16 protein-coding genes are annotated in these 21,027 nt (G+C 42.7%); 8 read left to right on the top strand and 8 right to left on the bottom strand.

Annotated elements, in window-relative coordinates:
• Positions 1-79 precede the first annotated feature (79 nt).
• Positions 80-385: a HigA family addiction module antitoxin gene (locus PR808_RS06635; RefSeq protein ID WP_272538964.1), complete on the bottom strand. Its 306-nt coding sequence runs from the start codon at positions 383-385 to the stop codon at positions 80-82.
• A 10-nt stretch (positions 386-395) separates the two neighbouring features.
• Positions 396-539, bottom strand: coding sequence for a type II toxin-antitoxin system RelE/ParE family toxin (locus PR808_RS06630; protein WP_272539037.1), 144 nt, complete (start codon positions 537-539; stop codon positions 396-398).
• A 395-nt stretch (positions 540-934) separates the two neighbouring features.
• Between PR808_RS06630 and ettA the strand changes: the two genes are divergently transcribed.
• The gene (gene ettA, locus PR808_RS06625; RefSeq protein ID WP_206084503.1) at positions 935-2,602 is read left to right on the top strand and encodes an energy-dependent translational throttle protein EttA; all 1,668 of its coding nucleotides are present in this window, start codon (positions 935-937) and stop codon (positions 2,600-2,602) included.
• 193 nt (positions 2,603-2,795) lie between these two features.
• Here ettA and nadR read toward each other — a convergent pair whose 3' ends face one another.
• The 3 genes from nadR to serB all read right to left on the bottom strand — a co-directional run bounded on the left by nadR (position 2,796) and on the right by serB (position 6,928).
• Positions 2,796-4,031, bottom strand: coding sequence for a multifunctional transcriptional regulator/nicotinamide-nucleotide adenylyltransferase/ribosylnicotinamide kinase NadR (gene nadR, locus PR808_RS06620; protein ID WP_206084502.1), 1,236 nt, complete (start codon positions 4,029-4,031; stop codon positions 2,796-2,798).
• 24 nt (positions 4,032-4,055) lie between these two features.
• Positions 4,056-5,441 carry a DNA repair protein RadA gene (gene radA, locus PR808_RS06615; protein ID WP_047756332.1) on the bottom strand — a complete coding sequence of 462 codons (1,386 nt, stop codon included), beginning with the start codon at positions 5,439-5,441 and terminating at the stop codon, positions 4,056-4,058.
• Between the two features lie 509 nt (positions 5,442-5,950).
• The gene (serB, locus tag PR808_RS06610; RefSeq protein ID WP_206084501.1) at positions 5,951-6,928 is read right to left on the bottom strand and encodes a phosphoserine phosphatase; all 978 of its coding nucleotides are present in this window, start codon (positions 6,926-6,928) and stop codon (positions 5,951-5,953) included.
• 191 nt (positions 6,929-7,119) lie between these two features.
• On the opposite strand from serB, the gene PR808_RS06605 reads away from it, so the two are divergent.
• Entirely contained in the window at positions 7,120-7,875 is a 756-nt protein-coding gene (locus PR808_RS06605; RefSeq protein ID WP_206084500.1) for an AhpA/YtjB family protein, read from the top strand.
• A 3-nt stretch (positions 7,876-7,878) separates the two neighbouring features.
• Here PR808_RS06605 and PR808_RS06600 read toward each other — a convergent pair whose 3' ends face one another.
• Positions 7,879-8,661, bottom strand: a complete 783-nt coding sequence (locus PR808_RS06600) for an energy transducer TonB (protein WP_206084499.1) — start codon at positions 8,659-8,661, stop codon at positions 7,879-7,881.
• A 200-nt stretch (positions 8,662-8,861) separates the two neighbouring features.
• Here PR808_RS06600 and PR808_RS06595 point away from each other — a divergent pair, with 200 nt between their 5' ends.
• The 5 genes from PR808_RS06595 to PR808_RS06575 all read left to right on the top strand — a co-directional run bounded on the left by PR808_RS06595 (position 8,862) and on the right by PR808_RS06575 (position 17,814).
• Entirely contained in the window at positions 8,862-9,395 is a 534-nt protein-coding gene (locus PR808_RS06595; protein WP_272538963.1) for an RNA polymerase sigma factor, read from the top strand.
• 2 nt (positions 9,396-9,397) lie between these two features.
• On the top strand, positions 9,398-10,387 hold the full coding sequence (locus tag PR808_RS06590) for a FecR family protein (RefSeq protein ID WP_272538962.1): 990 nt from the start codon (positions 9,398-9,400) through the stop codon (positions 10,385-10,387).
• A 118-nt stretch (positions 10,388-10,505) separates the two neighbouring features.
• Positions 10,506-13,259 (top strand): secretin and TonB N-terminal domain-containing protein, encoded by a 2,754-nt coding sequence (locus tag PR808_RS06585; RefSeq protein ID WP_272538961.1) that lies wholly within the window; start codon positions 10,506-10,508, stop codon positions 13,257-13,259.
• 69 nt (positions 13,260-13,328) lie between these two features.
• Complete coding sequence (locus PR808_RS06580; RefSeq protein WP_206084495.1) at positions 13,329-15,035, top strand: ABC transporter ATP-binding protein/permease; 1,707 nt, start codon at positions 13,329-13,331, stop codon at positions 15,033-15,035.
• Complete coding sequence (locus PR808_RS06575) at positions 15,025-17,814, top strand: M16 family metallopeptidase (protein WP_272538960.1); 2,790 nt, start codon at positions 15,025-15,027, stop codon at positions 17,812-17,814. Before PR808_RS06580 ends, PR808_RS06575 begins: the two co-directional genes overlap by 11 nt.
• A gap of 65 nt (positions 17,815-17,879) precedes the next feature.
• Here PR808_RS06575 and PR808_RS06570 read toward each other — a convergent pair whose 3' ends face one another.
• Positions 17,880-19,424, bottom strand: a complete 1,545-nt coding sequence (locus tag PR808_RS06570; RefSeq protein ID WP_272538959.1) for a hypothetical protein — start codon at positions 19,422-19,424, stop codon at positions 17,880-17,882.
• Between the two features lie 214 nt (positions 19,425-19,638).
• Here PR808_RS06570 and PR808_RS06565 point away from each other — a divergent pair, with 214 nt between their 5' ends.
• Positions 19,639-20,139 carry a GNAT family N-acetyltransferase gene (locus PR808_RS06565; RefSeq protein ID WP_272539036.1) on the top strand — a complete coding sequence of 167 codons (501 nt, stop codon included), beginning with the start codon at positions 19,639-19,641 and terminating at the stop codon, positions 20,137-20,139.
• 58 nt (positions 20,140-20,197) lie between these two features.
• Here PR808_RS06565 and deoD read toward each other — a convergent pair whose 3' ends face one another.
• Complete coding sequence (deoD, locus tag PR808_RS06560) at positions 20,198-20,914, bottom strand: purine-nucleoside phosphorylase (RefSeq protein WP_206084491.1); 717 nt, start codon at positions 20,912-20,914, stop codon at positions 20,198-20,200.
• Positions 20,915-21,027 lie beyond the last annotated feature (113 nt).

The following is a 21,027-nucleotide window of genomic DNA, read 5'->3' as shown; positions in this document are numbered from 1 at the left end:
TGAATGCTACCGAAAGTTTTTATTTAGTAACAGCGGAGAGTTCTTGAATTTATCGACTTTACAGTCTTTTACGTATCAGTCAGCCCATAAATGATTTAAAGTCTTTGCTCCTCGGAAATAACGGTTTAATTGCGGGGCGTTCTTCCAAAGAAGCTTGCCAAAGTTCATATTGAGCCTGCATTTCTACCCACATCTTTGCACTGGTTCCTAATGCCATTTCCAAGCGGATCGCCATATCTGCTGAAACGCCACTGCTACCATTAAGAATACGCGACAATGTTGCACCTGTGACACCCAGCCCTTTCGCAGCGCCTGTCACTGAAATTCCCTCTAAATACTCACGCAGCACAATACCAGGGTGTACAGGGTTATGCATTTTATTCATGATTTTCACCTTAATGATAATCTTGATAATCAACGAGGATGGCATCTTCACCCTCAAATTTAAACGTTAATCGCCAATTTCCATTGACGGATATTGACCAATGACTTTGCAAATCAGCATCTTTTAACTGATGTAGTTCCCAACTAGGGTGCAGACATATCTTGTGGCCTTTTGGTCGTATTTAACGCAGTAAGCGGTATCCATAATTTTGTAATATGTTTCGCTTGAATACCTGAGGTAATTACCATCCTAAAAAACGCTCTATTCCTTTGTGCATAAAACTTTTTATCGCAATTCACTCCCTGTATAGCGTATCGACTCACTATGCAGTCAGAGTTAAAAAAGTAAATGTTTAAAAATAAAACACCGCTGTTATCTGCCTATCTCTCATCAGATAACGGGGAGGGATGGATGATCCTCTGATGTTCAGGTATAGTTCAGGACAAACAATTTATCGCGGTTTTTCTCTGTCTTTTAGGGCATTTTCCCCTGACGCACAGAAAACAGCATAAAATTAAAATTCCCTTTATAAAACAAAAGGTAAATAACTTGGCTCAATTCGTTTATAGTATGTATCGGGTTGGAAAAATTGTTCCACCGAAACGTCATATTTTAAAAAATATCTCTCTGAGCTTCTTCCCGGGGGCTAAGATCGGTGTTTTAGGTCTCAACGGTGCAGGTAAATCAACATTACTGCGCATCATGGCGGGTATTGATACCGATATCGAAGGTGAAGCACGTCCGCAACCTGGTTTAAAAATCGGCTACCTGCCACAAGAACCAAAACTGAACCTTGAGCACACTGTGCGTGAAGCGGTGGAAGAGGCTGTTGGCGAAGTTAAACGTGCATTAACGCGTTTAGACGAAGTTTATGCCGCCTACGCTGAAGAAGGTGCTGATTTTGATAAACTGGCCAAAGAACAAGGCGAGTTAGAAGCGATTATTTCAGCACAAGATGGCCACAATTTAGATAACCAATTAGAGCGTGCTGCTGATGCGCTGCGCCTGCCAGCTTGGGATGCAAAAATCGAAAACCTCTCTGGGGGGGAACGCCGCCGTGTGGCAATTTGCCGCCTACTGCTGGAAAAACCAGACATGCTGCTGCTCGATGAGCCAACCAACCACTTGGATGCCGAATCCGTTGCGTGGTTAGAGCGCTTCTTACATGACTACGAAGGCACCGTTGTCGCCATCACGCATGACCGCTATTTCTTAGATAACGTTGCAGGTTGGATCCTCGAACTTGACCGTGGTGAAGGTATTCCATGGGAAGGTAACTACTCCTCTTGGCTTGAGCAAAAAGATGAACGTTTGGCGCAAGAAGCATCAACTGAAGCCGCTCGCCGTAAGTCTATCGAGAAAGAACTTGAGTGGATCCGCCAAAATCCAAAAGGCCGTCAATCGAAAGGTAAGGCACGCCTTGCTCGCTTTGAAGAACTTAATAACGTTGAATATCAAAAACGTAATGAAACAAGCGAGCTCTTTATTCCACCTGGACCACGTTTAGGTGACAAAGTGATCGAAGTTGAAAACCTAAGCAAATCTTATGGCGACCGCGTATTAATCGATAACCTGAATTTCTCCATTCCTAAAGGAGCCATTGTTGGGATCATCGGTCCAAACGGTGCGGGTAAATCCACGCTGTTCCGTATGATTTCAGGCCAAGAGCAACCAGACTCAGGCTCGATCACCTTGGGTGAGACGGTAAAAATCGCGTCTGTTGACCAATTCCGTGACTCAATGGATGACAGCAAAACCGTGTGGGAAGAAATTTCCAACGGACAAGACATCATGCGCATCGGCAATTTCGAGATCCCAAGCCGTGCTTACGTTGGCCGATTTAACTTTAAAGGCGTTGACCAAGGTAAACGTGTTGGCGAATTATCCGGTGGTGAACGCGGTCGTTTACACTTAGCAAAACTGCTGCAAGTGGGCGGCAACGTGCTGTTACTCGATGAACCAACCAACGACCTCGACGTAGAAACCTTACGTGCATTAGAAAATGCGCTGTTAGAGTTCCCTGGTTGTGCAATGGTTATTTCCCATGACCGTTGGTTCCTTGACCGTATCGCTACGCATATCATTGATTATCAAGATGAAGGTAATATTACGTTCTTCGAAGGTAACTTCTCTGAGTATGAAGATTACAAGAAGCGGACGTTAGGTGCAGAAGCATTGCAACCGCACAGGATGAAGTATAAACGTATGACCAAATAAATCCCTGTCATAATTTCGGATTATAGCGGTGTTGGCTGCGCTCGTGAGCCCTAGTCACATACTAATGTATGCTCCTAGGGACTCACTCCCTTGCCGCCTACCTATAATCCAAATTATTTAAGGGATAGATGGAGTAATAGAGTGTTAGTAAAATAAAATTAGCACCTAATGATGCCGTTTTTATTGGATAATTTTATAAGTCATCTAGCATCAATAACTGCTGAACGAGGGTGACACACTCCAAGAAGCGTGTATCGTAATCTGAGGATTCCACCCGCACAAATTCAATATTATTTTTCTTAAGCATTTCAATCAGTAGGTTTTGAAAAGCTTTTCGGTCTTTATCACTGCCCAAGCTTCTTAAACCATCTGCCACCCAAGGGGTGTTATTCTCTAAAACTATTACCAAATCGAATCGGTATTCGTCTATCAATGCCTGAACAAATGGGTGCTCTTTACCTTCATAGCGTAAACAAAAGGCTTGAGTCGTGACGAAGTCGGTATCAATAAATGCGACTTTATTGGCATATTTCACTGCGAAATCAATGTACTGTGCATGCCCCAATGCAATTTTGTCGTAGTCCGAATATTGCAATGCCATCTCATCACCACCTAAGTGGCTAAACACATAGTCACGACCATATTCCCATGCACTGGAGGTATTGAAAATATTAGCTAACTTATTGACTAACGTCGATTTTCCACTGGATTCACCACCAAGAATAGCGACTTTACGAACAAAGAAGGGTTTAACTTCCGTTGGGATATATTCCCAATAACGAAAAGGTGCTTGGCGAATTTGGTTGCCGCTGATATTCATAAAAGTACGTTCAGGGTCAATTAAAATAGTTTCGACACCTAAGTGTTTCTTGTACCGCAGAGTATCATTGGCTTCCCCAGAATAAATATATCTCGGGTTAATATTGTGCTTTTTCAAAAAGCCTTTCATTCCATCGCTCCACACTTCCCAACCGTGTGGATAAGGCTCAATACCTTGCTCATCAAACGAATGAATATGAATATTTTTTTGATATTTAAAGGTTTGTAGCAACCAACGCAATCTGTCGCTCACCGTGGGTTGTTGGGACATGGAGCTATTGACGAACAGCTCTTTATCACGAGGTTCATCATGGCACAAAATAATGTGCAATTCATCCACTTGGCTACACGCCCGCTGAATAAGATAGATATGCCCCGTATGTAGCGGGTAAAATTTACCAAAAACCACACCAATCGTTTTTTGCTGATTGGGGAATTCCAATCCAAGAAAGCGATGAAGCGCAGCGATTTTTTGGGCGCTTGGGCTCTTAATTTTGTCGTTAATCAACTGGCTGAGATAGCCTTTGGTCATATCTGTCGCATCCGCAACCTGTTGAAGCGTATAGCCCGCTCTTTTGATCGCGTTTTTTAGATAGTCAAATTCAGCCATGGTTTTTCCTTTTTGCTCTAAGCGTTATAGCTCATCCAAAATACTTAATGCATCCGCTAATTTCTTCACCCCATACACTTTCATATCTGGTGGTGATTTTTTCGGCATATTGGCATGGGGAACAATAGCGCGTTTAAAACCGTGTTTTGCCGCCTCTGAAATACGCTCTTGCCCACTTGGTACTGGGCGAATTTCACCCGCCAACCCGACTTCGCCAAAAACAACAAGGTCGCGCGGTAATGGCCTGTCACGGAAACTGGATACAAGAGACAATAGCAAAGCGAGATCAGCACTGGTTTCAGTCACTTTTACGCCCCCTACTACATTCACAAACACGTCTTGATCCGACATTTGCAAGCCACCGTGACGGTGCAGCACCGCCAATAAAATGGCTAAACGGTTTTGCTCTAAGCCAACAGCTACACGACGTGGGTTCGACATCATTGAGTGATCGACCAGCGCTTGGATTTCCACCAGCAGTGGGCGTGTCCCTTCCCACACCACCATCACGGAACTCCCAGACGTAATTTCATCGCCGCGACTTAAGAAAATCGCGGAGGGATTGCTCACTTCTTTGAGGCCTTGCTCTGTCATAGCAAACACCCCTAATTCGTTCACTGCCCCAAAGCGGTTTTTATGGCTGCGTAAGGTACGAAAGCGGTTATCTGCGTCGCCATCAAGCATGATAGAGCAGTCGATACAATGTTCGAGTACTTTTGGCCCAGCCAGTGAGCCATCTTTTGTCACGTGACCAACCATGATAATGGCGACACCACGAGTTTTGGCAAAGCGAGTGAGATAAGCTGCGGTTTCCCTGACTTGCGCAACACTGCCCGGAGAGGATTGGATATCAGCCATATGCATCACTTGGATGGAGTCAATCACCATTAATTTAGGCTGTTCTTGCTCTGCGGTTAAACAAATTTGTTCGATGCTGGTCTCAGAGAGCATATTGAGCGAGTCTGTCGGCAAACCTAATCGGTGTGCGCGCATCGCCACCTGTTGCAATGACTCTTCCCCCGTAACATACAGGGTTTTCATTTCACGAGATAACAAACACATGGTTTGCAGCAACAAGGTACTTTTACCCGCCCCTGGATTTCCGCCGATCAAAATGGCACTTCCTGGCACAACTCCACCGCCCAATACACGGTCAAACTCTTTAAAACCTGTCGTAAAGCGAGGCAATTCTTCAAGGCTGATATCAGAGAGTTTCTGAACTTTACTCACCCCAGCCGCATTCCCCGCATACCCCGTTAACCGGTCATTACGTGAAGCCGAGTTTGTTGAGGCAAGACGCACTTCCGTAATCGTATTCCATGCATGGCAAGCACTGCATTGCCCCTGCCAACGCGGGTAATCCGCTCCGCATTCATTACAGACAAACGCCCTTTTTACCCCTTTCGCCACACCAAACTCCTCGTTAAAATTATGCTGTTTTACAACCGACGAACCACAATGTTCTAATGTTCTTGAGTCTTCAAATCTCGAAAATTAAATTAGCTTAATATTCAAAATGGATTGTGTTGTAGCAAGGCGGCAAGTGAAACTAAGCCCTAGGAGCATACACAAGTATGTGACCCAAGCAGCCGAGTGAAGCCAACATCGCCACAGCAGATTCTTCTTATAAATTAATTTAAAACTAATATTCAAAATAGTTCGTGTTGTGGCTAGGCGGCAAAGGAGGATGTCTTGGGGAGCATACACAAGTATGTGACCCAAGCAGCCGAGTGAAGCCAACACCTCTACAGCAAACTCTTTTATCTATTAATTTAGCGTTAAATTAATCTCATAATATTCAAAATGGATTGTGTTGTAACAAGGCGGCAAGTGAAGCTAAGCCCTAGGAGCATACACAAGTATGTGACCCAAGCAGCCGAGTGCAGCCAACACCGCCACAGCACGAAATATGAAGAATATTAGCGTTCCTCGTGCTTCAGGCCCCCACTGAGTACACACAACACCCCCATGAGATCCGCATGACGAATCGCCACTTTTGCTCTCGCATACACCTTTGGTTTCGCATGATATGCTATTCCCAGACCTGCCTTACGGATCATTTTTAGGTCATTGGCACCATCGCCGATCGCCACGGTTTGCTCTATTGGGATCTCGAGTTTTTCCGCCAGTTTTACTAGGGTTTGCGCTTTATATTTTGCATCAACAATCGGCCCTTTAACTTTCCCTGTTAGCTTACCATTTTTCACTTCAAGCTGGTTCGCTACAGCCGCCACTAATTTGAGTTTTTGTTTTAGGTTGTCGGCGAAAAACGTAAAACCGCCTGAGGCAATTGCAATATGCCAGTTCATCGCTTGTAGCTTACGAACAAGGTTCGTTAACCCCGGCATTAATGGCAGTGTTTCTAAGACTTTATCTAAGATAGCTGCATCTGCGCCTTCCAATAATGCGACACGGGCACGTAGGCTTTCGGTAAAATCCAGCTCCCCTTGCATTGCTCGCTCAGTGACTTCGGCCACTTGCTCACCCACCCCTGCTAAGCGGGCGATTTCATCAATGCATTCGATTTGAATTGCAGTGGAGTCCATATCCATCAACAAAATCCCCGGCGAACGTAAGCGCGGGATTTGCCCTAATGGCACCACGTCTAGTTGACATTCATCAGCGAGCTTTTTAATTCTTGGCGTGATGCTGCCTGCAATCCTTACAACTTGGTAGTCATCAATGCGCCATGAAGACACAATCACAATCGCAATTCCCAGACGTTGTTGGAAATTACTGATCCTCGCTTTATCTAAACCGCGACCATAGAGCAACCACCCACTGTCACCAGCACGATAATCAAGGGGCATCACTTCTTCCCCACTTAAAGAAAGGGGCAGACCAGGCCATTTTTGGATTTCGTCGGGTAGGTAACAATAGGTCAAACTCGTTGACATGAAAATGCGCTCCTGTAATCGAAATAACTTTTTTATAATGATGTGTTGCGAGTAGCCGAACGAAGCCACTATACTAAACTTTAAGGCTTTATAACCTTACGTTTTTACTGCGAAAACGAAATATAAACCCCTATTACTTGAGTATAAGGCTATCTTTATACTCAAAATAAGTCGAGAGCACCAATAAAGCAATGAAACGCACCTTCAGGCTACATAAAACTGTCATTATCGTTATCTGCGTTGCGCTGGTAACTTTACTGATGCACGGCATTTCCTATTTAGGTTATAGCCAAAATCAAAGCCGAATCGAGCAATTTAAACAATTGACTTATGTTCTTGCTGAACAGGTTGCTTTCAGCTTATCTGATTATATTGTTCCTGGCAGCAAAGATTTTAATTTGGAACGAATTAATGCCAATTTAAATAATGTGGCAAAAGACCGCTATATTTTAGATGCGAGTATCTACACCGCGAGTGGGACATTGGTCACTCAAGTTGGAGAACCAACAACAGTCAAAGAACGCCTTGCCATTGACAATAATTCTTCGCTGCAAAACTTTCAATATCAACTTGTTGTCCCTATTCAAGGCGCGAAAGAACCGAAAGGCTACTTACGCCTGACAATTGATACCGAATTGCTAGCAGCGGAAATTCAGCAAGCAGATAACAGCACCAATGTATTACGCATTTTTATTTTATTCGCGCTGTGCATAGGTTTTGTTTTGGCCAATACCTTACTGAAATTGAAGAAAAAGAAAGGCCACAAACAGCCACCACCGTTAGTGGTAAATACTGAAGAAAATAACGAAGAAAATGAAGTAGATAACCAAAGCGATGAGCCGGCTATTCGCGCAAAACCAATCCGATTGCGGCGCAAAAAAGAGCCTCGTCCTTATCGGCCAAAACGGCCTGCCTCAAAGCGCAAGCCGTCACAATCGGAAAAATAACGCTTAAATTGAAGTTGTATCAAATACAATCGGAGCAATAAATTCCACACGTCCATCAACTAATAAAGTTTCTGGCGGTACTGGAAAAGGTGCCGCGCGTGAAATTGTTGCAATGGCTTCTTTATCTAAAATTTTTGTGCCTGACGAATTAAACAAACTCGCGGTGACAACTTCCCCTTTGCTATCCAGCACCACTTTTACTTGGGAAACCCCTGTTGAGCGAAAACGCAGCGCTGCACGTGGGTAACGCTTTGTTTTTGCAATACGTTGATGAACTTCGCTTTGCCACCCTTGGTGACCACTCACTGCCATCGAGGCATTGCTAGAAAAGTTTGCACTGCTGCTGGATTCACTTCCTGACGCGGGTGCGGATGTCACTGCAGACTCTTGGGTCGTCACAGGGGCATCTTCAAACACTTTTTTCTCTTGAGGAATTTTTTTCTTTGGTGGGCGTTTTCTCTCCGTCACTTTCGTTAACGTACCATTATCCACCAGTGCAGTTTCAGGCAATTTCTCCGCTTTTTCCACCACTTCTGGCAAGGTTTCCTCGCGAGTCACCACTTGCTGTTTAGGCGCATGGTTCACCTCAGGCTCCGCTTGTTGCTCTAGCTGATAAACCCCGAGTTGCAAAGAAATTGCGGGTGGCAATACGCCTGTTTTGGGGATGGAAGACGTAAACCATCCAATAAAAATAATTGCTAGTGTTCCATGGAAAAGACAACTCAACGCCAAACCGCCCAGTGGACGGAAAATCGGGCGTTCTAACTTGCCCGTTATACTGCTCATATTCTGCCTCACGACTTTATTTTTTGCAGATTATAGGCATAATACAAACAAAAATGATATTCATTATTATTATTAAAAACACAATAATTAAAATAAGATATTGATTCATAATAAAAAGTAATCTGAGCGGATTATTCATCAGCGCATTTAGGGCTCCCATCCTGTTATTTGCGCACTTTGATAACATTGACACCAGTAAAATGACCATCGATAAATCCCTTGCCCGCAAAATTAGCGGTGCGTATCAGTCAACTTATAGCCAACTTGTACGGTTTTTCCGCAATCGGCTAGACAACAGCAACGATGCTGATGATTTATCACAGGATGTGTTTACACTATGGCTTAATCGCAAGGAACAAACACCAGTAAAAGAGAGCCGCGCTTACCTGTTTAAAATTGCAAATCATGTGCTGATTGATCATTGGCGGCGTAACCTGCGCCAAACCAAATCAGAAACCGCCATTGATGAGATCGCGCATGAACACAGTTTAGAGCAACGCGAAGCTGATCCCAGTGAAATACTGGAACATCAGCAACGCATTCAACGGTTAAGTGAAGCCCTTGAAACTTTGCCTCCTCGTCGGCGAGAAGCATTCTTGCTATATCGTTTTGATGGGTTATCGCAAAGTGAAATCGCTGAGCGAATGGAAATTTCAATCAGTATGGTGGAGAAACACATTGCGGCGGCGTTAGTTCATTGTAAAAAACACCTTGATAATCAGGGCAATAAATAGTCATGACACACGAGCCTTTGCACGAATCAGAGGATACAAACCACATTGATGAAGAGGCTGCACTTTGGTTTACCCGAATGCACAGCCAACGCATCAGTGAACAGGAAACCGCGCAATTTAAACAATGGCTTGCGGCGTCCTCTGAACATGCAAAAGCCTATGACGCAATGGCGTCAGTATGGCGTGATTTTGATGCAATGCCTCGCCCTGCCAGTGCTAAAAAAGAGGCAAGTGAAAAACGCCCTTTTTTTCGCCTCTGGCGGCCGCTGGGTAATACATTAGCCGCATTTTTTATCGCTGCTATTTTATTTTTACCTTACAGCCATTTACCCTCCATGTTATTGAATAACATGACATTAGTGACGATGGATACTCCAAAAGAAGTCACATTACCCGATGGTTCTCAATTATTTCTCAACCGCCATACCCGTGTCCGTGTTGCCTATGAAACGCCTGTGCGTAACCTGTACCTTGATGAAGGCAATGCGTATTTCAAAGTAAAATCAAACCCTTACCGCCCCTTTGTTATTCAATCTGACCAACGGCGTATTCAGGTTGTTGGTACCGAGTTTGAAGTAAATAAGGCCGCACAACAGGTTTCGGTGAATGTTAGCCAAGGCATTGTGAGCTTCCAAAGCGAACAAAACTCCCACCCTGTTTTTTTGCTCGCTGGCGATAGCGCGGTCAGTGCCAGCCCGAGTAGCAAAATTACCCGACAACACGTGGATGCGCAGGATGTCGCGCGCTGGCGCTTTGGCGAATTGGTTTTTGTGGATAAACCCCTTGCTGAAGTACTCGCTGAACTCAAAAACTATTCTGCTGTTAATGTTGAGCTTTCACCTGCCACTTTAGCAAACAGTAAAATCTCAGGGCGTATCAATATCCGTCAGCCAGATCTGTTTTTTCAAGCCCTTCCGTCACTATTACCTGTCCAAGTTGTCTATCAAGATAAAAATAACATTTTGATTATCAACAATAAAAAAAATAAATGAAAAATATTTTCATTTACAGGTGAGGATAATTCTCATTTCACCCTCTTCTTAAGTAGTTCGTTTTTTTACTGACTATTTTCCGCACACTTTTTGTGCAGCTTAAGAATAAGGGATATCCATGTCTATTCAGTTTACTCAAGGCCGGTTAAAGCCGCTTGCCCTTGCTGTGGCAGTTGGTAGCGCAATAGTTTGCCAATCCGCAGCTGCACAAGAGCTGGCATTCTCACTACCCGAACAATCGCTCGCAACCTCCGTTGCAGAAATTAGCCGCCAAGGCCAAATCCAACTATTGTACGATAAAAGCCAATTAAATGGCTTGCGTGCACCTGCATTGTCTGGCAATTACTCAGCACAAACCGCATTACAAAAAATACTTATCGGTAGCGGGTTAGAGTTAGTGAATGAAAATGGTGTTTTCGTTATTCGTCCGCAAAATTTAAACCAAGGCACATTGGTATTACCAGAAACGCAAGTGTCTGGCGTTGTTCAGAACCACCCCGCGACAGATGTTATGTCTGCGCCGCAATATGTTACCGCTGAAGAGATTAGCCAGAAAAATACCGGTGATGGCAATATCACCGATTTAATGAAAACTAACCCTGCTGTTCAATTTGCCAATAATGACAGTAACTCGATGAACCAAGGGGAAATCAAGCCTTCCCGTATTTCGATTCACGGTTCCAGTAGCTATCAGAATGCTTACCGTCTCGATGGGGTGAGTTTTAACAATGACTTCGACCCTGCGGACAGTGGCCTTGGGGAAACTTCCACGCGTTTAAGCAGTAGTGACCAAGGGATTTATATTGATAGCCGTCTTATCGACAGCATGACGGTATACGATAACAATATTCCAGTTGAATTTGGTGGCTTTACAGGGGGAACTGTTGAGGTAAACAGCCGCCGCTGGCAAGGGGAAAATAGCGCCCATGCCTATTACCGCTTAACTCGCTCCGGTTGGAATAATCTATTTCATGACTCCACGCAAGGTATTGATACTACTAAGAATGATACCGCCAACCCAGCCCGTTTCCAAAACCGCTACGATAAAAATGACTTTGGTGGTTGGTTTGAATTAGGGGTGAGTGAAAATTCAGGTATTGTGTTCTCGGCCTCACGTCGTAGTTCGACTATTCCAATGACAGTGACCGGAGGAACAGGCGTGACATTGAATAGTTCAGGGGAATTGGAAGAGATTTATTCGCCTGAAGGAACTCGCAAACAAAAAAGAGATTCGGATAATTTTTTCCTAAAATATTCAGCGGATTTATCGCCGCATAGCTCATTAGACCTATCTATCAATTATGCTAAGTATAACAGTTATTTATTTGCTAGCTCTGTCTTAAATTCAGGTTATGACAGTACTCATGATGGACTTGGATTTACCGGTGTATTCAAACATGATTATGACATCGGTAAATTAGAACTAACTGCCAGCACACAAACATTAGAAGATGATAGAAAAAATGACCAACAAGATTATGTTGAACTTTTAGACTACAGCGATTGGAAAAACCCTCAATCACTGCGCAGTGGCGGGCAAGGTGACTTAACAACAAAACAAAATATTCATACTGCTAAAGCCGTAATGCGCTTCAACCCAATCGAAGATGGTTTCGGTATTACACACCAACCCACATTAGGTTCTGAGGTTTCATATACCAAAGGGACTTATAAGCGTGATAAAGATTACTATCGCTATCGTTTTATCGGCACAGCAGACAATATTCAATGGATTGGTTCTGCTGATCATATCACTCGCTTCCAATCTGGTACACACTCGGCTGATTACACCAGCTATGCAATTTTTTTAGATGACAATTTACAGTATGGCAAATTAAACCTGCGCCCAGGACTTCGCCTTGACCGTGATGATTTCGTTAATCGTACCAATATCGCCCCTCGTATCACTGGGACTTATGATATTTTTGGCAATAATGAAACCTTACTAATTGCAGGGGCTAACCGTTACTACGGCCGCTCAATGCTTACCTATGCGTTGTATGGTGCTCAAAATGCAGGAATGCAAAACTGTTATATGTTCTGTGGAATTGATCCTAACACCAATGAATGGACTGATGAGCGTGATTATGAGGGTGTTGATTCACTTAAAACTCCCTATAACGATGAGTTAACACTTGCCTTACAACAAGAAGTGATGTCAACCACATGGCGCCTACAATATGTACACCGTGAAGGTTACGATGAAGTCAGAACTCGTACTAAATACAATTCAACGGATGCCAATAAACGTAGCATTCGTATGTATGATAATGGTGGTCGTAGTTCTCACGATACAGTGACATTATCCGTAAAAAATAGTCAACCGTGGGAATGGGCACAAGCCTCTCACGTGATGAATGCCTCCTTTACTTGGCAGCAAAGTGAAAGTAATACGCCAAAAGATTCGGGCTATAACTCATTCGACCCAGCCAATAAAGTCAACCTAAACAAAGTTTGGTATGACGGCAAAGTGATCGATGCATCCAAACTACCATCTACCAGTTTCAACTCACCAATCAAACTTAATTTAGAGTTAACCAGTGTTTGGGATTATTACGATGTCACTTGGTATAACCGCCTGCAATGGTGGGGGGCTCGTGACCAAGCAGTTCGTTATGACAATGACTATTATACCGACCCTGAAGTGGGACAAATCCGTAAATACAGCAAACAAAAGTTTGCCAGTAAGTATACGTGGGATACCCGCCTAGGCTGGAAGCCTGAATTCGCTCACGGTTTTGGCTTCTCAGTTGAAGTGAATAATGTTCTGAATAACAAAAATATTGCAGACCGATTTATGTTTGATGATCGTGTAATTAAATCCTATGACCCGGGCCGTCAGTTCTGGTTACAAGTGAATTACGACCTGTAATCCACCAGCAATGTGAGCAATTAAAACAATATTAATCATTAAAATAAAACAACAAATGAATAAAACGTCATGAAGACACTGAAACAATTTTTCTATTTAGTAAAACCTTTTTGGGGGCAGCGTGCTGCCCTTTTGTGCTGGATACTACTTTTCGCCTCGCTGGGGCTAACGCTCTCATCCGTGTGGTTCAACGTCAAAATGAACATGTGGAACGGCGACTTTTATAACGCGCTACAAAAGCTTGATGGGCAAGCACTGTATGGCTTATTACAGTACTTTGTTATCTTAGTCAGCGGATTAATATTTGTAGTGGTCATGGGGAATTACCTCAAACAAATGTTGATTATCCGTTGGCGCAAGGGCATGACCGAGCAAGTCCTTGGCCGTTGGTTATCCCCCAACAGCAAACATTACCTGTTAAGGTTGACCGCCCAAGAGCCCGACAACCCAGACCAACGTATTGCCGAAGACATTCGCTTACTGATTGAATCAACCCTCAATTTGGTAGTGACATTCCTACACTCAATGTTAACACTCGTCTCATTCGCGGCAATTTTATGGACGCTCTCTGGTAGCCTGTCGTTTAACTTTGCCGATAGCGATTGGACTATCCCTGGTTATATGTTCTGGGCTTGCATCATTTATACCCTAATTGGTATCGCCCTCACCCAGTGGATTGGCTTTCCACTGCGCCGTTTGCATATGGACAAGCAGCGCCGTGAGGCAGATTACCGTACCTCGCTCATTAACTGCCGCCAACACGGTGATGCCATCGCAGGGCAACGTGGTGAAAACCAAGACAGAAAAGAGTTAATGGGGCGTTTTGGTGAAATCATCACTAACTGGAACCGTTTGATCCGCTGTGAACGAAATTTATCTTTTTACACTGTGGGTTACCAACAAGTCACCGCATTAGCACCTGTTTTATTGGCCTTGCCTAAATTCCTTGCTGGGGAAATTATGTTAGGTGGGTTAATGCAATTGCGCCAAGCGTTCACTAGCGTTGCCACCTCTTTGGGCTGGTTTATTTTCGCCTATAAAGAAATCGCGGCATGGCAAGCTACCGTCTCCCGTTTATATAACTTCGTGGTGTTATTGGAAAACGACAATAAAGCACAAGTCACTGTTGATGAGCAACATGCGCCGTTAACCGCCAAAATTAGCGTATCAACGGCAGATAACCGCCTACTGGTTGAAGATGTTAATTTCACGGCTAAACAAGGGGAACTGACATTAATTTCAGGGCGCTCTGGCATTGGTAAATCCACCTTACTGCGCACTCTTAGTGGGCACTGGCCGTTCTTTAGCGGTACGATTTCACGCACAGAGCACGTCATGTGGATCCCACAGCGCTTGTATTTACCTATCAGCCGCTTAGATAACCTATTAGCTTACCCACAAGCTGCCTGCCAATTTAACCAACACGATTTCCAGTATGCACTGACCTTAGTGGGGTTAGAAAAACTACACCATCAGTTAGCCTTAGAAACGGACTGGAACAACCGCCTATCTGGAGGCGAACAGCAACGCATTATGTTTGCGCGTTTGTTGCTTAACCGCCCGAAACTGTTGTTGCTTGATGAAACCACATCCGCGTTAGATGAAAACAGCGCATTGGAATTGCTCGCGCTGCTAAAAGCGGAACTGCACGATAGCGCGATTGTCCTCGTCAGCCACCAAAGCTTTGTCACGCAATTTGCAGAACAAAAAATTCACCTTTCAGAGTCTGTCCGTACTGACTCTTTAATGACAGGAACACCTGAATATGCTTCGTAAAATCACTTTTGTTACTTGCATCAGCTTAGTGTTGGGCGGCTGTGCAGGTCATGCTACCACTAGCCAAAATGCACAAACTTTACTGCCTGTGCGTAGCGACCTACAGCATTATAAATTAGATAACGGCCTGCAAGTTTACCTCTTACAGCGTAGCCAGCCAGGTGTTGAGCTGCGTTTATTAGTGAATAGCGGCTCATTGCAAGAAAATGAACAGCAGCTTGGCCTTGCTCACTTTACCGAGCACATGGCGTTTAAAGGCACTAAACATTTTCCCGGCACAACGGGCTTTAAACAGCTGGAACAGCAAGGACTGAAGCTAGGTAGCCACGTCAATGCCATCACCAGTTTAAATTCCACCCTGTATAAGTTGTCGTTACCCGATGCAACCACAAAACAGGTAGAGACAGGCTTGCAAGTCATGGCAGACTGGGCCTCAAATATGACGTTCGACCAAGACGCATTTGAAAAAGAACGTCCAGTGATTGTCGAGGAGTGGCGTTTACGCCAAGGGATGGGTTATCGCATTAATGATAGCCTTGAAAAACTACGTTACCACGGCAGTCGTTATGCAGAACGTAACCCGATTGGCTCCCTCGATATCGTACGCCAAGCCCCAATTGAACAAGCCAAAAACTACTATCAAACATGGTACCAACCACAGCGCATGACCCTGTTAGTGATTGGTGACTTTAATAGTTCTTCAGTTCGCAATCAGGTCAATACGTTATTTGCCTTACCTAAACCTGAAAAAGTGGCGGAAGATAACCCACAATGGAAGCAATTTGCTAGTTCCACCAATATGTTAGTGCAAGGAATTTTTGATAAGGAACAAGGTGCACGCTATGTCCAATTCGCATTGCAAAAGGATGTTAGCGCACCGCTAAATACCCGCTTAGGGCAGCAAGAAGACTTATTAGACAGTTTATGGCTCGCCATTTTAAACCAACGCTTTACGGTGATGGTAGATAACGGCGTTCTACCGTCAATCAGCATCAATGAACAAGGTGCAATGCTGGATAACCAACGTTTACAGCAACTGATGATTATCCACCCGAAAGGCAATGACTATGCAGGTGCTACGCAAATTCTGTTTACGGAATTACAACGATTAGCCACAGAGCCTGTAACCCAAGAAGAGCTCGATAGCGCAAAACAAGCGATGTTGAAAAAACTCAGTTTACAAGCCGCCTCTGAACAGCGTTACAGCAATGATTATCTGGCAGGGCAACTGACGACTGCCCTTGAGTATGACATGCCAATGTGGAATAAACGCCAGCAATTGGATGGCAGCTATCAATTGATTAATGGAATAAAACCACAAGCGTTACAGCAACACGTGGCAAAATTCCTGCAAGTGGCTTCCCCGCGCTTAGCGCTGATTGGCCCAGATACTGATGCCCCAACCGTGGATAAATCCACATTTAATACCCAATGGCTCAACGCCCGCCAAAGCTCACCAGGGCCATTTACGTTGCGTTCAAAAGCGATTACCTTGCAACTGCCTGAAGTAGTAAAAGGCACTATTGTTGAGCAAGACAAATTGCCTGTTGATAAAACCGAGCAATGGACATTAAGTAATGGCATCAAAGTGATTGTTAAAACGGATAAAAATCTTAAAGATGATATTCAGTTTAACCTTCAATTACCAGGCGGCCGTTCCTTAGAAACCCAACAAACTGCAGGTTTAACCGACTGGGCATTGAAACTGCCTGAAAGCAGTGGTTATGGTCACTACAGCGCGCGTGATTTAGCGCTGCTGGCAAAACACAACCAAATTTCGCTACGCCCTTACAGTGAGTTACTGACACACGGTTTTCGTGGTAAAACCCCTGTAGATAACCTCGAAACGGCATTGCAGCTGCTGAATTTAAAGCTCACTGCGCCGCAATTTAGCGGGGAAAAACTCGAGCAACAAAAACAATCTTTCGCGTTAAATTTATCGAAAACCCCGGTAGAGCGAACCTTCCTCGATAATATCAATCAGGAAAGTTATACCCACGGTGAATTTTTAGTCATCAATCCACAAGGTGGCTGGCAGCAATTCACCGCACAACAATTGCAACAAGCCAATCGCCAATTGCTCACCTCAACCGCGGATATGACGTTGGTCATAACAGGGGCGATGAATAGCAAAGACCTGAAACCAATGTTAGAGAAATGGGTTGCTTCACTGCCATCTAGTGACCAAAAATTGGTATCACGCGACCAAGGCATCATGCCAAAAATGGCGAGTTTCAATAAAACCTACCCAATCAGTAGCAGTGATAAAAGCATGGTAAGCATTCAATTTGCGGCGCCTGCGGTTTGGTCGCAACAAGATCAACTGGCACTGCAATTGATTGATACCCTTGTTAGTCAACGCTTACGCGGGGAACTACGTGAAAAAGCCAGCGGAATTTATGCGCTCGGTTTTTCGCAGATGTTAGCGAAAAAACCACAGCCTTATTACCTTGCTCGCTTGAACTTCACCACTTCCCCTGAGCGTGCGCAGGAAATGACGGCAATCGCGCAAAAAACCATTGCGCAAATTCGCCAATCGGGTGTGAGTGAAAAAGAGTTAACCGAAGCCAAAAATATTTGGTTAACAGAGAATTCGCAAGTCACTGATAGTGCGAGCTATTGGACTGAAGCACTGGCACAAATCGCTGCTGATGATGGGCAATATCAACGTTTAAACCAAGAGCAAGCTATTGTACGCCAACTCACGGTTGAAGATATAAACCGTTTGGCTGGTCAATATTTAGGGCAAAATAGCAAAGTGTTTATGATGACGCCTTAATATCAGAAAAACCAACAGCTTTATTTATCAAGCTGTTGGTTTCCATAGGTACATTAATCGTACTATTATTTAAATGAATGCCTTACGTTATAGATAAAATTTAACACTCGATTATTTAAGTTATTAAAGAATGAAGATATGCGCTCTTGAAATGACATTCTTTTAGATTTCGCTATTTCAACCTCTAGTTTTAATTGTTCCATTGAAATATTCAGATAGTGTTCAATATCGTTAGTAATTTCATTACCTTTAATTCTTTTACACTGGAGAATGTTGATAATTAAATCAATTTTAGAGGAAAGCAGCTCTATCTTTGTGTCACTTCTTTCTTTATTAATGACTTGAATCACAGAGTCTACAATACTTTTAGGTATTTTTTTTGCTATTAACATTGATTCAATTCTATTAATAGCAGCATCTATAACTTCATTTTTCTTTTTAATATACTGGTTATATGCATTTTTTTCTTCCAAATATTTCTCATTATATTCAGATTGTAACAATTTAATATCTAAATTTATTTTATCTTTTATAAAGTCAATAATTCTTTCATCCGTTAAATTATGACTCAGTTCCGTTAAAAACTTTCTGTTCTCACTTGTAAATTCATTTTCAGAGAGAACATTTTTAATTAAATTAATTTTATCAATACTTTCAACCCCCTTAAAAACTGAAAAATCCGAATGTTTTTTTATGTTTTTAATATATTTTTTATACTCAGATTCGTTTAATTTAATCTTAGATAAATATTCATTCGAATAACCAATAAGGCATTCTTTAACCTGAGTGATTATTTCCTTAGGGAACTTTTGTTTTTCAAGTAAACTTTCTATCGCGTAGGTTTCAACTCGACAGGATGCGTTATATAGAGATAAGAAGCGTGCATTTTGATATATAAGAAGAATTTTTCTTTTATCTACATCATTATTCAATGAATCGTGAATTTTCTTAAATAAACCTTCAAGTTCCTCCCTTACACTTTCATTTCTACCGATTGTATTTTTTGTTATAATGTAGTTCATCAAAAGTTTTATATGACTCAATCCATTCTCAGCTAAAGCCTCTCCTTTTTTTAAATCATTAATTAAATCATCAAAGCTATCATATTCAACTTTCTTTATTTCCTCACTCTCTTCAGCTCTCTTTTTTTTTGTTGACTCCATTTTACTTTCAATATTACCTGCCATTTTATTTACAGCCTGTTTAAATTTCTTTTCTATCTTACTACTAAAATCGCACCTCTCACATTCATTTTCAGAATTAGATATTTCTTTATCTTTAACACCTATAAGTTGGAGCGTTGCCCCTTTATCACTAAAGTTTATCTTTATATTTTTATTTATTGAAGGATCACTATCAACTTTCAACCCTTGATTAAAATACTTATCAATTTTTTCTTTCGCTTTCCCGCTCGCAACAATACCCCATGATTTATTTATTTCTGCCCAGCCATTCTCGCCATTGTTTTTGGCTGTTTTTATTTTATTGATAATGATATCGCTTTTCCCTTCGAAAACCCTTGGGTTTCTGGTTATTGCTATTACCATCTCATTCAATGACATAGTTAGATATTTTTGTTCATCAAATTTTTGTTTTCCAAAAATTGGCATATCAATCCCCCTCTAACATTCGTTTTATTTTTAAATAAAAATTTATATATCATAAAAATAGTATAGTGATAGATTAGTCTTTTATATCAAATAACGATTATAAAACGTTTACTTTATTTCATCGTTTTTTATGTAATAAGTCTTATATCTCATTGACATAAAATAATTTTGATGTGATTAATATATTCTAGAAACGACAATAATGAGTAAAGTAATGAACAACGTAACCATCCGCAGAGCAACACTGAACGATGTGCCTGCAATCACCAAAATGCACGCGGACTATTCGGCGTATGCCAACACCTTACAACTACCATACCCAACAGAAAAAACATGGGAAGCACGCCTTGGGACGAATGACCCACTCGTCACCCAGTTTGTCGCCACCATTAATGAAGAAGTTGTGGGTTTGCTGACCATCAGCCAGCTGGGTCAAGTTCGCCGTCGCCATGTGGCCACTTTCGGTATTACCGTCAGTGAAGCTCACCAAGGCAAAGGAATTGGTTCACAACTAATGCAAGTGATGGTGGATTACTGCGATAACTGGTTGAATGTGCGTCGTATTGAATTGGAAGTATTTGCCGCCAACGATAATGGCATTAGCTTATATAAGAAATTTGGCTTCGAGCAAGAAGGTAGAATGCGTGATTATGCATTCCGTGATGGGCAATACGTTGATGCCGTGATGATGAGCAGGATAAAAACTAATAATTAAAAAAATGCCACGCTATACGTGGCATTTTAAAGAAATCATCTCGGTATTTTGCTAACGACTATTTGTCGCCTAACAGCACCGAATCCAGCGCAATTTCAATCATTTCGTTGAATGTTGTTTGGCGTTCGTCAGAAGTGGTTTGCTCGCCTGTTTTGATGTGATCAGATACAGTACAGATAGCCAGTGCGCGCGCACCGTATTCTGCCGCAACACCATAGATACCCGCAGCTTCCATTTCAACACCTAAGATGCCATATTTTTCCATCACTTTGAACATGTCTGGATCTGGCGTATAGAACAGGTCAGCAGAGAACAGGTTACCCACACGGACGTTAACTTTTCTGGCTTTTGCCGCTTCAACCGCGTTGTGAACTAAATCATAATCTGCGATTGCCGCGAAATCTTGGTCTTTGAAACGCAGGCGGTTAACTTTAGAGTCTGTGCAAGCACCCATACCGATAACAACATCACGCAGTTTCACATCATCCATCACTGCACCACATGAACCTACACGGATAATCACTTTCACACCGAAATCGGTGATCAATTCTTTTGCATAGATTGAACAAGAAGGGATACCCATGCCGTGACCCATAACAGAAATCTTACGACCTTTATAAGTCCCTGTAAAACCTAACATGCCACGAACATTGTTCACTTGACGGACATCTTGCAGGAAAGTTTCTGCGATGTATTTTGCACGTAATGGATCACCTGGCATCAGAACGACATCAGCGAAATCACCCATTTCTGCATTAATATGTGGAGTTGCCATGATTATTTCCCTTTAAACAATAAAATTTTTTAAAATAAATAAGGTGGTCCCCCACCTTATTATTAGAATCAGTATGCCATTACCCTAAGCAATGTAAATTTTAGCCAACACCG

This window comes from Providencia sp. PROV197 (genome assembly GCF_028479625.1).
In the GTDB taxonomy this organism is placed as follows: Bacteria; Pseudomonadota; Gammaproteobacteria; order Enterobacterales; family Enterobacteriaceae; genus Providencia; species Providencia vermicola.
The sequence above is the reverse complement of the archived record's forward strand: the minus strand, read 5'-3'. Positions and strand labels throughout refer to the sequence as shown.